Annotated in this window: 12 protein-coding genes; 3 read left to right on the forward strand and 9 right to left on the reverse strand. The window is 63.9% G+C overall.

Translation table 11 applies throughout. The annotated features are described in order from the left end of the window. Positions 1–22: 22 nt before the first annotated feature. A complete protein-coding gene (locus MQW23_RS01895) occupies positions 23–307 on the reverse strand; it encodes a YrhK family protein (RefSeq protein WP_252106128.1) in 285 nt (94 codons plus the stop codon). A gap of 144 nt (positions 308–451) precedes the next feature. Between MQW23_RS01895 and MQW23_RS01900 the strand changes: the two genes are divergently transcribed. Beyond that, positions 452–1,693 carry a GGDEF domain-containing protein gene (locus tag MQW23_RS01900; RefSeq protein WP_252106129.1) on the forward strand — a complete coding sequence of 414 codons (1,242 nt, stop codon included), beginning with the start codon at positions 452–454 and terminating at the stop codon, positions 1,691–1,693. A gap of 73 nt (positions 1,694–1,766) precedes the next feature. Next, on the forward strand, positions 1,767–3,032 hold the full coding sequence (gene mtnK, locus MQW23_RS01905) for an S-methyl-5-thioribose kinase (protein WP_252106130.1): 1,266 nt from the start codon (positions 1,767–1,769) through the stop codon (positions 3,030–3,032). Positions 3,033–3,088: 56 nt separating this feature from the next. On the opposite strand, the gene MQW23_RS01910 is transcribed toward mtnK, so the two are convergent. The 6 genes from MQW23_RS01910 to mtnB form a co-directional block, all read right to left on the reverse strand. Beyond that, positions 3,089–4,138, reverse strand: a complete 1,050-nt coding sequence (locus tag MQW23_RS01910) for a substrate-binding domain-containing protein (RefSeq protein ID WP_252106131.1) — start codon at positions 4,136–4,138, stop codon at positions 3,089–3,091. 84 nt (positions 4,139–4,222) lie between these two features. After that, the gene (locus MQW23_RS01915) at positions 4,223–5,311 is read right to left on the reverse strand and encodes an ABC transporter permease (RefSeq protein ID WP_252106132.1); all 1,089 of its coding nucleotides are present in this window, start codon (positions 5,309–5,311) and stop codon (positions 4,223–4,225) included. Then, positions 5,247–6,737 carry a sugar ABC transporter ATP-binding protein gene (locus tag MQW23_RS01920; protein WP_252106133.1) on the reverse strand — a complete coding sequence of 497 codons (1,491 nt, stop codon included), beginning with the start codon at positions 6,735–6,737 and terminating at the stop codon, positions 5,247–5,249. The genes MQW23_RS01915 and MQW23_RS01920 overlap by 65 nt, the downstream gene beginning before the upstream one ends. A gap of 166 nt (positions 6,738–6,903) precedes the next feature. Further along, positions 6,904–7,452, reverse strand: a complete 549-nt coding sequence (locus MQW23_RS01925; RefSeq protein ID WP_252106134.1) for a 1,2-dihydroxy-3-keto-5-methylthiopentene dioxygenase — start codon at positions 7,450–7,452, stop codon at positions 6,904–6,906. A 30-nt stretch (positions 7,453–7,482) separates the two neighbouring features. Beyond that, positions 7,483–8,169: an acireductone synthase gene (gene mtnC / locus MQW23_RS01930; protein ID WP_252106135.1), complete on the reverse strand. Its 687-nt coding sequence runs from the start codon at positions 8,167–8,169 to the stop codon at positions 7,483–7,485. Next, a complete protein-coding gene (mtnB, locus tag MQW23_RS01935; protein WP_252106136.1) occupies positions 8,166–8,750 on the reverse strand; it encodes a methylthioribulose 1-phosphate dehydratase in 585 nt (194 codons plus the stop codon). The genes mtnC and mtnB overlap by 4 nt, the downstream gene beginning before the upstream one ends. Positions 8,751–8,832: 82 nt before the next feature. Here mtnB and mtnA point away from each other — a divergent pair, with 82 nt between their 5' ends. After that, complete coding sequence (gene mtnA, locus MQW23_RS01940; RefSeq protein WP_252106137.1) at positions 8,833–9,849, forward strand: S-methyl-5-thioribose-1-phosphate isomerase; 1,017 nt, start codon at positions 8,833–8,835, stop codon at positions 9,847–9,849. 7 nt (positions 9,850–9,856) lie between these two features. On the opposite strand, the gene recQ is transcribed toward mtnA, so the two are convergent. Continuing rightward, positions 9,857–11,980, reverse strand: coding sequence for a DNA helicase RecQ (gene recQ, locus MQW23_RS01945; RefSeq protein ID WP_252106138.1), 2,124 nt, complete (start codon positions 11,978–11,980; stop codon positions 9,857–9,859). Between the two features lie 56 nt (positions 11,981–12,036). After that, on the reverse strand, positions 12,037–12,876 hold the full coding sequence (locus MQW23_RS01950; protein WP_252106727.1) for a carbohydrate ABC transporter permease: 840 nt from the start codon (positions 12,874–12,876) through the stop codon (positions 12,037–12,039). Positions 12,877–12,880: the final 4 nt, after the last annotated feature.

Below are 12,880 nucleotides of genomic sequence, written 5' to 3' on the forward strand. Positions count from 1 at the left end.
CGTCGAGTCGCCCGAGCCTTGATCAGGCGTCCTGGTCGGTGTCCGGCAGCCGCCTGAAGTAGATGAAGCGGTGAAGTCGAATGAGCGGGCGGATCAAAAGCTGCACGCTGCCAATCAGAAAAAGCCATACGCCGATGGTCTGTACGCTGCCCTCGAAAAAGAAGCAGACGCTGCCAATCACGAACCAGATACCGATCAGAATATCATTGACGATGCTTAAGGCTTCGTAGCGCTGATGAACGACGAGTTCGCGCTGACCGATGGTAAAAAGCCAGTCGCCACTTTGGGGACGGTGTTGGCGCTGCATGGAAATCTCCTTCATTTAAAAACGAACGTTAATGATAGAACGTGTGTCACATGATGCTATTGCGTGGGCTAGGCGGCGTGTCATTGTCCAAAACGTGCCGTAAAATGTAATAAAAGGTAAAGTGTTACGGGCATGGGAGAGCGTATGGATGACAGGACGTTAGCGAAAGCCGTGGATACGGAACTTTCGCGAAACGAGTTTCGTCTGAACTTTCCTTCTCCGCTTGAAGCGCAGTTCGAAGCCGATACTCAGAGCCGGCGGCGACGCAGCCTGCTGGTTTCGACGCTGATCGCTACCCCCATTTATTTTCTGTTTCTGGCCAACGACTACACGTTTCGCTCCGGCATTTTCGATTTCGTCCTGCTGGTGCGGCTGGGCGCCGTACTGCTGATCGGGGTTCCTGCCTTTTGGATGCTGTATCGGGGGGTAACGCCGTTTTGGCGTGAAACGCTCGTCGCAAATATCGTCGTGGGCGCCATGGTCGCCTCCTGTATCGTGCTACGTGCCTCCCAGGCTCCCTTTTCGTACTACGACGTGTACTGTTTCGGTTTGATTTTGGTGGCCGGCAACACGTTTTTCCCGCTGCGATTTACGTTTGCCTGCGTGACCACGGCGGTATGTATCGCGTTCATGCTGGCGACCCTCGTCGGGTATGAGCCCATGCCGGCAGAGGCCAAGTGGTTAGCGTGCCTGGGAATCTTTTCCACGGCGCTTTTCACGCTGGTCACCTGCTATCGGCTGGAGCGCAACGAACGGCGCGCCTATTTGCTGCTGCTGCGAGAAAGGATTCGCTCCGGCCACTACCGGCAGGATAACGAAAAACTCTCGAAACTTTCGCTGACCGACCCCCTGACCAATATCGGCAATCGACGTCAGTTTGAAGCCGCGCTGGACGCCAGGTGGCAAGAAGCGCTCATCTCTCAGGCGCCGCTGAGTCTCTTGATCATCGACGTGGATCACTTCAAAGCCTACAACGACCATTATGGCCACCCCGAAGGCGATGAGTGCCTGCGACGGATCGCCGCCGCCTTGCAGGCCGAAAGCCGCGAGATCGACCAGGTCGCGCGTATCGGCGGCGAGGAGTTTGCGCTGCTGCTGGCGAACATCTCTTCATACCAGGCGTACCAAACCGCCGAGCGCGTGCGCCGGCGTATCGAAGCGCTACATATTCCCAATCCCGGCGTCGCTGAGTCAGCGATCGTGACGGTCAGCATCGGCGTTGCGGTATCTAGCCAAAGTGAGGTGACGGCGCCAAGCGATCTGCTGACCCTGGCCGACGCCGCGCTCTACCAGGCAAAGCTTGCCGGGCGCAACCGCACCTTCTTGGCCGAAGCGAGTTCCAAACATAGAGTGAATGAGGCGAGCGGGCTTTTGGACACACCATGAATGCCACGCTGTCGATTTGACTTTGCTTTCGCGCCAGGCACAAATAGGCCGATTATTTTCGAAGGAGACGGCTGTGCAGGGCGATCAAAGCGGTAAATCCGACGGTTACGAAGCGCTCGAGGTGGCGACGCTGGGCGCACGGTTAGGGGGCGTCGGCGACGTTGCGCGACGCGTGGGCGGTGACCCCGCTCAGTGGGACGTGCGTGAGGTGGGCGACGGCAACTTGAACCTGGTGTTCATCGTCACCGGCGAGACGGGCAGCGTGGTGGTCAAGCAGGCGCTGCCCTATGTGCGCATGGTCGGCGAGAGCTGGCCGCTGCCGCTTTACCGGGCGCACTTCGAGTACTACGCGCTGGTGCGTCAGGCCAAGCGCGCCCCAGGCGTCGCCCCCGAGGTGTACTACTTCGACAAGGCCCAGGCGCTGATCGTGATGGAGTATTTGCACCCGCACGTCATCCTGCGCCGCAAGCTGATCAAGGGCGAGCGGGTCGAAGGGCTTGGCAAGGTGGTGGGCGAGTTCTGCGCGCGCACCGCCTTTCGCGGCTCGGAGCTTTCGCTCTCGAGCCCGGAAAAGAAAGCCGACGTCGGGCTTTTCTCCGGCAACGTGGCGATTCCCGCCATTACCGAGTCACTGGTGTTCACCGACCCCTATTATGGTGCCGAGATGAATCACCACACGCCCGAGCTTGCCGAGACCGTGGCGGCGCTTCGCGGTAACGCCCTGCTCAAGGCGAAGGCCCAGCGGATGCTTTTGAAGTTCACCGCCAACACCGAAACCATGATCCACGGCGACCTGCACTCCGGCTCGATCATGGCGACCGATGACAGCGTGCGCGTGATCGACCCGGAGTTCTCCCAGTACGGGCCGATGGCGTTTGATCTCGGCATGGCGGTGGCGAACTTTCTGATGGCCTACTTCAGCCAGCCCGCCCACCGGGCGCCGGAAGCACTCGAGGCGTATCAGGCGTGGATTCTCGAGGTGATCGGCGAGTGTTTGAACCGTTTCGATGACGAGTTTCGCCGCCTCTGGCACACCGAGCGCAGCGGCATTCTCTACCCCCGCGCGCTGTTCGAGGACCAGAATCAGGAGAGCGACACCGCCTGCGAAACGCTGCTGTTGGAGCTTCGCGACGACGCGCTGGCCTATTGTGGCATCGAGATGCACCGCCGAGTGCTCTCGCTTGCCCACAACGCGGATTTCGAAGAGATCGAGGACACGGCGCTTCGCGCCAAGCTGGAAACGCGTAATCTCAAGATGGGCGAGGAATTGGTGGTTAACCCTAGCGCGTACCGTAAGGCCCACGCGCTGCTGGCGCTGGCGCGTGCCTACCATCGGTGAGAGGCGAAGACACTAACGATAACGCGGGCCTCGGCCCGCGTTATCGTTTTTGGTCGTTACTGCGCGCCGGTGCCCGGTAGTGGCAGCCAGTCGGCCAGCGCGACATCGGCATGGGCGAACTGCGGCATCTTCTCGGCCAGCGTTTCCATATTAGTGATCGCGTTGTCGTTCAAAAATTCGCGGGTGATCAGCGTGGGCGGCACGACCACCTGTTGGCCCGGGTCTTCGCCGGCCATCAAAAGCGCCAGGGTTCGCAGCGACACTTCGCCGACCACCGTTGGATTGGTGGCGACCGTTGCCGCCCAGGGCGAGCCCGGCTCGCGCATGGCGGCGATGTCCGAAGTGGAGATATCCGCCGAGTAGATCGAGATATCATCGCCCAGCCCCATTTCATCCACAGCGATTTTCACCCCCGCCGCGAACTCGTTGTAGGGCGCGAAGAACACGTCGATCATCGGGTTGGCCTGAATCACCGCGCGGGCCTGGTTGGCGACCGAGTTGGCGATGGGGTTGTCCAGCGTGCCGAAAACGGCGGCCTCGGTGACGCTCGGGTGTTCGGCTTTGAACGCTTCCCAAGCCGCGTTGCGCCGGTCCAGCGGAGCGATGCCTGGCACGTAGACGTAACCCGCTGTGAAGGCGTCGCCGTTGTCCTCGAGGGCCTGGTCGAGTGCGAGTTCGCCGAGCAGGTAGTCGGATTGCTCGATCTGTGGGATGGCCGGGTTGTCGACCTCTACATCAAAGGCGACCACGTCAATGCCCGCCTCGACGGCGCGCGCGGCGGCGGCCTGCATGGATTCCGGCAGGCCGTGCTGGATGATGATCCCGTCCACGCCGAGTGCGATCGCTTGGTCGACCATGTCCGCTTGCAGGGCGGCGTCCTGGCGGCTATCCAGCACGCGCAGGTTCACCCCGAGCGCCTCGGCCTGGGCTTCGACGCCGGACAGATAGGCCTGGAAAAAGTCGCCGGTGGAGATATAGCGAATCAGTGCGATATCGATGTCTTCCGGGGCGTCGAAGGGCGCCGGACGCGGCTCGGCCGAGGCGGTGCCGATACCGGCGGCGAGGGTGGCAGCAGCGGTGAGGTGAAGCGCAAAACGTTTGAGCATGGCGTGTTCCCGTTAGTGTTGTGAGTGGTCTTGATGTTGTGAATGGCCTTGGTGCTGTGAGTAACCTTAGCGCTGTGAGTAGCCTTAGTGGCGTGAAACGGCCCCGCGCCGCGAGGCGAGGTAAAAGGTGAACATCAGCGCGAGCACCAGCACGGCGCCCTTGACGAAATCCTGGGTGTAGTAGGGCGCGTTCATCATCGTCATGCCCTGTAAAAGGATGCCCACGAAGAGGGCGCCCATGGCCGTGCCAAAGGCGTTGGGCCGCGCCGCGCCCAGCACCGCGAAACCGATCAGCGCCGCGGCGACGCTATCGAGCAGCAGGTTGTTGCCGCTGGCGATGTCGCCTCGGCCCAGGCGCGCGGCGAGCAGTACGCCGCCGATGGCCGCGGTGACGCCGGAGATCATGTAAGCCGCGATCTTGTAGCGCTCGACCGGCGCCCCCACCAGCGCGGTGGCGCGCTCGTTGGAGCCGATGGCGTACATCAGCCGCCCGTGGCGGGTGAAGCCTAGAAAGAGCCACACCGCCAGCGCGATCAGCAGAAAAACGACCACCGGTACGGGGATCAGCCGCTCGATCACCAGATCGAAGCGGTGGCGGCCCAGCCACAAAAACGCCTCTGAGAAGATGCCCTGCGCCGTTGAGCCGTCGGTGAGCGTCATGCCGGTAGCGATCGAATTCCCTTGGGTGGGAATACGCTGGAGGCCGATCAAAAGAAACATCATTCCGAGCGTGGCGAGCAGGTCGGGAATGCGGCACTTCACGATCAAAAGCCCGTTGATCAGCCCGACCAGCGCGCCCATCAATAGACACAGCGCCACCGCCACCACGGCGGACTGTTCGAGCACCACCATGACGTAGGCGGCGAGCATCAGCGAGGTGGTGGCCACCGCGCCGATGGAAAGATCGAACCCGCCGACCACGAGCGTGGTGGTCACGCCCAAGGCCAAAATACCGGTAATGGCCACGGACTGCAGCACGAACACCGCCGAGCGCGGGTTGGCGAAGCCGGGCGCGGCCAAGCTGAAGTAGATCACCAGCCCTGCCAGCAGCAGCAAAAAGCCGTAACGAATGGCGAACTCGAGGGCCTGAGCCTTGGCGCTGGCCGTGCTAGCCGTTGCCGGCGGCTTGGGCGACGAGGGTGTCGAGGTCGAGGTTCTGGTTGAGTTGCTCACCGGCAATGGCTCCTTCGTGTAAAACAATGATGCGATCGGCGATTTCGATCGCCTCGTCGATATCGGAAACGAACACTAATGTGGCACGCCCGGGGGCGCTTTCGCGGATATGGCGGCCGATATCCCGACGCGCGCCGATGTCCACGCCCTGAAATGGCTCGTCGAGCAGCAGCACCCGGCAGCGCGTCTGCAGCCAGCGCCCGATCATCACCTTCTGCTGATTGCCACCGGAGAGCGTAGTGATGGGCTCATCCAGCGACTGGCACTTGATACCGAGCGTGTCGACCATCCGTGCGGTGGCGCGCGTTTGGCGGGCGGCGCTCAAAAACGGCCCGTGGGAAAACGCTTTCAGAAAGGGCAGGGTCAGGTTGTCGGTGATGCTGAAATCCTTCACCACGGCGTTGCTGGCCCGGTCCTTGACCGACATGAACACCCCCGCCGCCAGCGCCTCGCGCACGCTGGCGGGGCGGTAAGCGCGGCCATCCAGGCGCATCTGCCCGCTGTGTAGCGGGCGCTGGCCAAACAGGGTCTCGGCCAGTGCTTCCATACCGCTGCCCAGTAGCCCGGTAAAGGCCACCACTTCGCCGTCGCAGGCTTCGACATCGACCGGTGCGGCCTCCGGGGCCAGGCGCACGCCGCTTAGCGACAGCACCGGTGCGCCGGCGGTAACCGGGGTGATCGCGGCGGCGGCCATCGTCTGGCCCAGCATCGCGTGAACCGCGCCGCTGACGTCCAGCGGCGCCTGCTCGAACACGCCAGATACTTGGCCGTCGCGCAGGCAGATGATGCGGTCGGCCAGGCGCTTGATGTCGGACATGCGGTGCGAGATATAGAGAATCGCCACGCCCTGGTCGCGCAGGCGCTCGAGTACCTGGAACAGCCGCTCGGCTTCCCCGGCGGAGAGCGACGAGGTCGGCTCGTCGAGAATCAGCACTTTCGGCGTATGGGCCATCGCCCGGGCAATACCGATCATCTGCCGGTCCGCCACGGTGAGGTCCGCCACCCTGGCGTTGAGATCAAAAGTGAGTCCCATGGTGCGGGCGATCTCTTCGGCTTGCGCATTGAGCGTCCGGCGGCCCACCCACAGGCCGTACTCGCGGGCGGCGAGCCGGTCGAGCATCAGGTTGTCGGCCACGGATAAATCCGGAATGACGCCGTCGTCGATCGACTGATGAACGGTCACCACGCCCCGGTGGATCGCCGCGCGGGCACTCAAGGGGCGGTAGTCGTCGCCGGCCAGAGTCATCTGGCCGGTGCCCGCCGCGTGGTAGCCGCTGATCACTTTCACCAGCGTCGACTTGCCTGCACCGTTGGCGCCCATCAGCACGGTGACCTCTCCGGCCTCCAGGCAAAGGTCCACGCCGCGCAGCACCTCGTTGCTACCGAAGGATTTATGAATCCCCTCGAGATCCAGTACGGTGGGCAAAGGGCGTCTCCTTGTGGTTGGGGAACGAGTCGTTGGGCGCGGGCACGAGCCAATCTCAAGGCGCGAACGTGGGATCGCGCCCGAGTCGAGGGCGAAAAATCATCGTGAAAGGGGCGTGCAAAGTCAACCGCGCGGCGCAGGCCGCGCGGTGAACGGGAGGTTCGCTCTAAAGCTGGTCGAGACGATCGAAACGTCCGGCGATATCGCTCTCGGTCCAGTGCGGCACCCAGCCTTCGACGTTGTCGAAGAAACGCAGCGCGGTGAATTCCGGCGCGGGGCCCATGTCGAACCAGTGCGGGGTGTTGGCCGGCACGCTGATCAGATCCCCCTGGGTGCAGAGCACCTGGTATACCTTGTCGTCGAGATGCAGGCAGAACAGCCCCTGACCCTTGACGAAAAAGCGCACTTCGTCCTCGTGATGACGGTGCTCGTTGAGAAACTTCTGGCGCATCGCGTCCTTCTCCGGATGCGTGGCCACCATGTGCAGCACGTCCACCGTCTGGTAGCCGCCTTCGGCCTTGAGGCGTTCGATGTCCGCTTCATACAGCGCCAGAATCTCCTCCTGGGTGGCGTCATCGGCAATCTCGCCGGGCGTTTCCCAGCGTTCGAACCGCACGCCGACCCGGTCGAGTTCGGCCTTGATCTGCGCGCCGTCCTGGATATCCATCAGCGCGGCCTGCGGGTTCTGGTCGGCAAACACCTTGAGTTGTGACATGGGGCGCTCCTTTGAAATTGGCGTTATCGGTTAAAGGGTAATGTCGTCGAAGCTTGCCACAACGCCGTGCTCGGTGCCCGCCTGCGTGCCTTCGCGCACCAGCTGCAGCGTCTTGACGCCTGCAAGCGCGGCGGCGTCGAGCTCTTCGACCACGTCCGATAGAAACAGGATCGACGCCGGGGCGAGCGCGAGCGCTTCAGCGATGCGCCGGTAGGCATCCGCCTCGCGCTTGTGGCCAATGTGGGTGTCGAAGTGGCCGTCGAACAGCGCCGTGAGATCACCGGCCTCGCTGTGGCCAAACAGCAGCTTCTGCGCCTGCACCGAGCCCGAGGAGTAGACGTAAAGCGCGATGCCCGCATCCTTCCACTGGCGAAGGCGCGGAGCCACATCATCGTACAGATGGCCCTTGAACGCGCCGCGCCCGTAGCCGTCCGCCCAGATCATGCCCTGCAGCGCCTTGAGCGCGGTGACCTTCTGGTCGGTCTCGATCCAGTAGAGCAGCGCCTCGATGACCTCGTCGAGGCTCGCCTCGGGTTTTGCAAGCTCGCGGCGCACGGCGTCGATCTGCTCGGCGACCTCGGGCTGGGCGCTGTGGGTGTTCACGAACTCGGGCAACTGGTCGTGGGCGTAGGGGAACAGCACGTCGTGCACGAAACGGATGTCGGTGGTGGTGCCTTCGACATCCATGACCACGGCGCGGATAGTGGAATTACTCATGAGTAGCGGCTCTCTTCCAGGACACAGGCAAGCAGAAATTCGATCGCTTCCAGATGGCGTCGGCACTCGGCGATGGACGCCCCCACGGCATAGATGCCGTGGCCCTCGACCAGAAAGCCCCAGGGCATCGGCCAACCGGCTTCTACATGACGCGAAAGCTCGGCCATATCCTGAGAATTGGGGACGACCGGCAGCGTGATCGCGGCGGCGTGGGTCGTGTTGCCCGACAGCGCTTTCTGCATCTCGAAGCCTTCGAGCGCAATGCCTTGGGGGAAGCGGCGCGAGAGCACGGTGCTCGCCACGGTGTGAACGTGCAGCACGCAACCGATCGTCGAGTCGAGCCGGTAGAGTGCGGCGTGCAAGTCGCTTTCGGCACTCGGTTTGCCCGTGCCTTCGAGCACGCGGCCGTGCGCGTCGCACAAGAGCAGGTCATCTTCGCGCACGCGGGTCTTGTCGACGCCGGAGGCGGTGACGAGATACCCGCGCTCGGCGCGAACGGAGAAATTGCCGCCGGTGGCCGGGGTCCAGCCGTTGTTGGCGGCCCAGCCGATGGCCGCCAGCAATTCGTCTTTTGAGGTCATGCGCGGTACCGGTCGTTATCCAAAGCGCTTCATTCTATATGATATGCTCCGCGCGTGATAAGCCGCCCTTCAGGAGTTGCCCATGCCCCTCGTTCAATCCCGCAGCCTGCGCGTCGATAGTGAGGCCCTCGAGTACCTGGACCAGACGCGTTTACCCCAGGCGGAGCAGTGGGAGCCCTGCAATACGCCCGAGGCCTGGCAGGCGGCGGTCAAGCGCCTGGCGATTCGCGGCGCTCCCCTGATCGGGCTGAGCGCGGCGTTCGTGCTGGCGCAGTACGCCGCCCGCCACCCGGAAGGCAACTGGCAGGGCGTGAGCGACAACCTTCGCGCCACGCGCCCCACGGCGGTAAACCTGATGTACTGCCTGGACGCCATGGAGGCGTGCTTTAATCAGGGCGCCGAGGCGCTTTGGGCGCGGGCCAACGCGCTGTTCGAGGAAGACCGCGCGCTTTGCCAGGCGATGGCCGAGCGCGGCGCAGATCTGTTGAGCGATGGCGACCGGGTGCTCACCCACTGCAATACGGGGGCACTCGCCACCGCCGGCGTGGGCACGGCGATTGGCGCGTTTTCCGTAGCCAACCGGCGGGGGCTTGGGCTTCATGTCTACGTCAACGAGACCCGGCCGCTTCTACAGGGCGGGCGGCTCACCGCCTGGGAGATGGAAGATCTCGGCATCGACTACCAGCTCATTTGCGACAGCATGGCGGCGAGCCTAATGGCGGCGGGCAAGGTCGACAAAATCATGGTCGGTGCCGATCGCATCTGCGCCAACGGCGACTTCGCCAACAAGGTGGGCACCTACATGCTCGCCGTACTGGCGCACTACCACCAGGTGCCGTTCTATGTCGTCGCTCCCTACACCACGGTGGATGCGGCCTGCGCCACCGGCGCCGAGATTCCCATCGAGCAGCGCGACGGCTCGGAAGTGCGCGGCGTGACCGGCGCCTTCGGCGAGGCGAGCTGGGCACCCAAGGATGCCCCGGTGTGGAACCCGGCGTTCGACGTCACTCCGGCTAAGCTTGTGACCGGTTGGGTGCTGGATACTGGCGTGTTCGACCAAGGCGCCATTGCCCGCGGCGAGCACTGCCGCAAGCGCTAATGGCGCCTCAGCCAGGCGCGTTCATCGCGGCGCGCACGCAGGCCAGTACGTTGTAGTCGACCTGGCCGTCGAGGGCGTCGAACACCGCCCGCATGCCGCCCCCCGCGTGCTCGCGGATCGCGCTCTGAATGCGCTCTAGCGCGCCGGGTTCCAGGGTGATTACCTCATCGAGGGGTAGTGCGCCGCCTTCGATCGCCTCCGCCAAGTGGCGGTAGATGGTATTGACGGTAAAACCGCGCCGGTTCGCGACGTCCTCGACGGTCAGACCCTCCCTTAACATCTCGGCGGACTGCCGAGCGCTGTCACCGACGCTGGCGGGTTGGGCGCTGCCCTTGTGCGCCGCGATCACGGCCAGAATCCCCTCGCCGTAATCCTCGAGCTTGCGCGCGCCGATGCCGGTGACGCCACCCAAGGCGTCCAGGCTTTCCGGGCGGCGCTCGACGAGCTCGTTGAGGGTGGCGTCGTTGAAGATCACGTAAGCCGGCACGCCCTGCTCGTCGGCAAGCGCCTTGCGATGGCCGCGAAGCGCCTCCCATAGCGGGCCGTGGCCTTGGGCGGCAGGTGCGCCTCGGCCGCGGCGCCGGGCAGCGGGCTTGACCGGCTTGCGCAGGGTCAGCGGCTCTTCACCGCGCAGCACGGGCTTGGCTTGGGCGGTCAGATGAATGCCGCCGTGGCCCTCCATGTCCACGCTCAGGTAGCCGCTCGCGATCAGCTGGCGGTAGAGCGCTTTCCACTCGTTGGCAGAGAGCTCGGCGCCGATACCGAAGGTGCTCACCCGGTCGTGGCCAAAGCGCGCGATTCGCTCGTTCGATTTGCCCAGCAGCACGTCGACCAGATAGGTCACGCCGAAGCGCTGCTCGGTGCGAAAGACACACGACAGCGCCTTTTGCGCGGCCACGGTGGCGTCCCAAGTGTCCGGCGGGGTCAGGCAGTTGTCGCAGTTGCCGCAGGGCTTCTCCAGATGGTCGCCGAAGTAGTGCAGAAGCGCCTGGCGGCGGCAGCTGATGATCTCACAAAGCCCCAGCATGGCGTCGAGTTTCTGCTGCTCGATGCGCTTTTGTTGGTCCCCGGCGCTCGAGTCCTGCTGCATCTGACGCAGGGTGATCACGTCCTGCAGCCCGTAGGCCATCCAGGCGTCGGCGGCCAAACCGTCGCGCCCGGCACGGCCGGTCTCCTGGTAGTAGGCCTCGATGCTCTTGGGCAGGTTCAAATGCGCCACGAAGCGCACGTCCGGCTTGTCGATGCCCATGCCGAAGGCGATGGTCGCCACTACGATCACGCCGTCCTCGCGCAGAAAACGGCTCTGGTTCTCCTGGCGCTGCTCCGGGGGCAGCCCGGCGTGGTAGGGAAGGGCGGTCAATCCCTGGCGTTCGAGCCAGGCCGCGGTCTCCTCCACCTTCTTGCGCGACAGGCAGTAAACGATGCCCGCCTCGCCGTCGTGGTTCTCGCGAATGAAGCGCAGCAGCGCCTCTCGCGTGTTGCCCTGATTTTCGGCGATGTGGTAGCGGATATTGGGCCGGTCGAAACCGTTGTTGTAGAGCGCGGCGTTTTGAAGCTGCAGGTGCTCGATGATGTCGCCGCGGGTCGGCACGTCGGCGGTGGCGGTGAGCGCGATGCGCGGGACGCTTGGAAAGCGCTCGTGGAGCTGGGAGAGCTGGCGGTACTCCGGGCGAAAGTCGTGCCCCCACTGGGAAACGCAGTGGGCTTCATCAATAGCAAAGAGCGCAATCGGCGCCTGATCCAGCAGCGCCTGCATGCGCGGGGTGGCCAGGCGCTCCGGGGCGACATAGAGAAGATCGAGCTCGCCGGCCCGAAGCTGGTTTTCCACCGCCATCGCGTCCTGAAAGTCGAGGCTCGAGTTCAGGTACGCCGCGCGCACGCCGTTTTGCACCAGTGCGGCCACCTGATCCTGCATCAGCGCGATCAGAGGCGACACCACGATCGCCGTGCCCTCGCGCAAAAGTGCCGGAATCTGGTAGCAAAGCGACTTGCCGCCGCCGGTGGGCATCAAGACCAGCGCGTCGCCGCCCTGAGTGACGTGCTCGATGATCGCCTGCTGCGGGCCGCGAAACTGATCGAAGCCGAAGACTTCCTGCAACACCGACAGCGCCGGGTGGGGTTCGCCGTGCATCCTCGCTCTCTCCTCGCTCGTTTGCGTTTGCGAGGATTGTCGCACGAAAGCGGGCGCTACCGGATGCCCGCGCGCAGAAACGACTGCACGAACTGGCGCTGAAAGAGCAAAAACGCTACTAAAAGCGGCGCGATGCTCAGAAGCGTGGCCGCGCTGACCGTGGCCCAGTTGACCCCGGTTTCCGGTGCGGAAAAAACGCCCAGACCCACGGTGAGCGGGCGGCTCTCGACCGAGTTGGTCACCACCAGCGGCCACAGGAAGTTGTTCCAGTGGTGGCTGATCGAGACCAGCGCGTAGGCCAGGTACGTCGGCTTGGCCAGCGGCACGTACACCTTCCACAGCACCCCGAGCCAGCTGCAGCCTTCGATGCGCGCGGCGTCCTCGAGCTCGCGTGGGATAGTCTTGAAGGTCTGGCGCAGCAGAAAGATACCGAAGGCGCTGGCCACGTAAGGCAGCCCCATACCGGCGATGGTGTCGATCAAGCCAAGGCCGCTGGCGATACGGTAGTTCTCGACGATCAGCACCTCGGGAAATACGAACAGCTGGATCAGCACCAGCAGAAACAGCGCGTTCTTGCCGGGCACGGGGAAGCGTGCAAACGCAAAGGCCGCCAGCGTGCACACCACAAACTGCGCCGCCACCACGCCGGTGACCAGTAAAAAGGTGTTGAGGTAGTAGCGCGCGAACGGCGCCTGGGCCCAGGCGGTTTTGAAGTTCTCAAGGCTCAATGGCGCGAAGAGCTCGAAGCGCACCATGAACGCCGGCGGGTGAAACGCCGCCCATACCGCGTAGAGCAGCGGAAAGATCCAGACGATGGCCAGAAGCCAGGCGGCCAGAGTGTCCAACGAAAGCGCCGGGACCAGGCGGCGGGGAAGGGCGGCGGCGAGCGTACTCATGGGC

The sequence above is a fragment of the Halomonas sp. S3-1-1 genome (assembly GCF_023757625.1).
In the GTDB taxonomy this organism is placed as follows: domain Bacteria; phylum Pseudomonadota; class Gammaproteobacteria; order Pseudomonadales; family Halomonadaceae; genus Vreelandella.

Excerpts from the sequence above, each read along its gene's own strand:
- MQW23_RS01895 (WP_252106128.1), bottom strand. The coding sequence starts at position 307 with ATGCAGCGCCAACACCGTCCCCAAAGTGGCGACTGGCTTTTTACCATC.
- MQW23_RS01900 (WP_252106129.1), top strand. The coding sequence starts at position 452 with ATGGATGACAGGACGTTAGCGAAAGCCGTGGATACGGAACTTTCGCGA.
- MQW23_RS01910 (WP_252106131.1), bottom strand. The coding sequence starts at position 4,138 with ATGCTCAAACGTTTTGCGCTTCACCTCACCGCTGCTGCCACCCTCGCC.
- MQW23_RS01925 (WP_252106134.1), bottom strand. The coding sequence starts at position 7,452 with ATGTCACAACTCAAGGTGTTTGCCGACCAGAACCCGCAGGCCGCGCTG.
- mtnC (WP_252106135.1), bottom strand. The coding sequence starts at position 8,169 with ATGAGTAATTCCACTATCCGCGCCGTGGTCATGGATGTCGAAGGCACC.
- mtnB (WP_252106136.1), bottom strand. The coding sequence starts at position 8,750 with ATGACCTCAAAAGACGAATTGCTGGCGGCCATCGGCTGGGCCGCCAAC.
- mtnA (WP_252106137.1), top strand. The coding sequence starts at position 8,833 with ATGCCCCTCGTTCAATCCCGCAGCCTGCGCGTCGATAGTGAGGCCCTC.
- recQ (WP_252106138.1), bottom strand. The coding sequence starts at position 11,980 with ATGCACGGCGAACCCCACCCGGCGCTGTCGGTGTTGCAGGAAGTCTTC.
- MQW23_RS01950 (WP_252106727.1), bottom strand. The coding sequence starts at position 12,876 with ATGAGTACGCTCGCCGCCGCCCTTCCCCGCCGCCTGGTCCCGGCGCTT.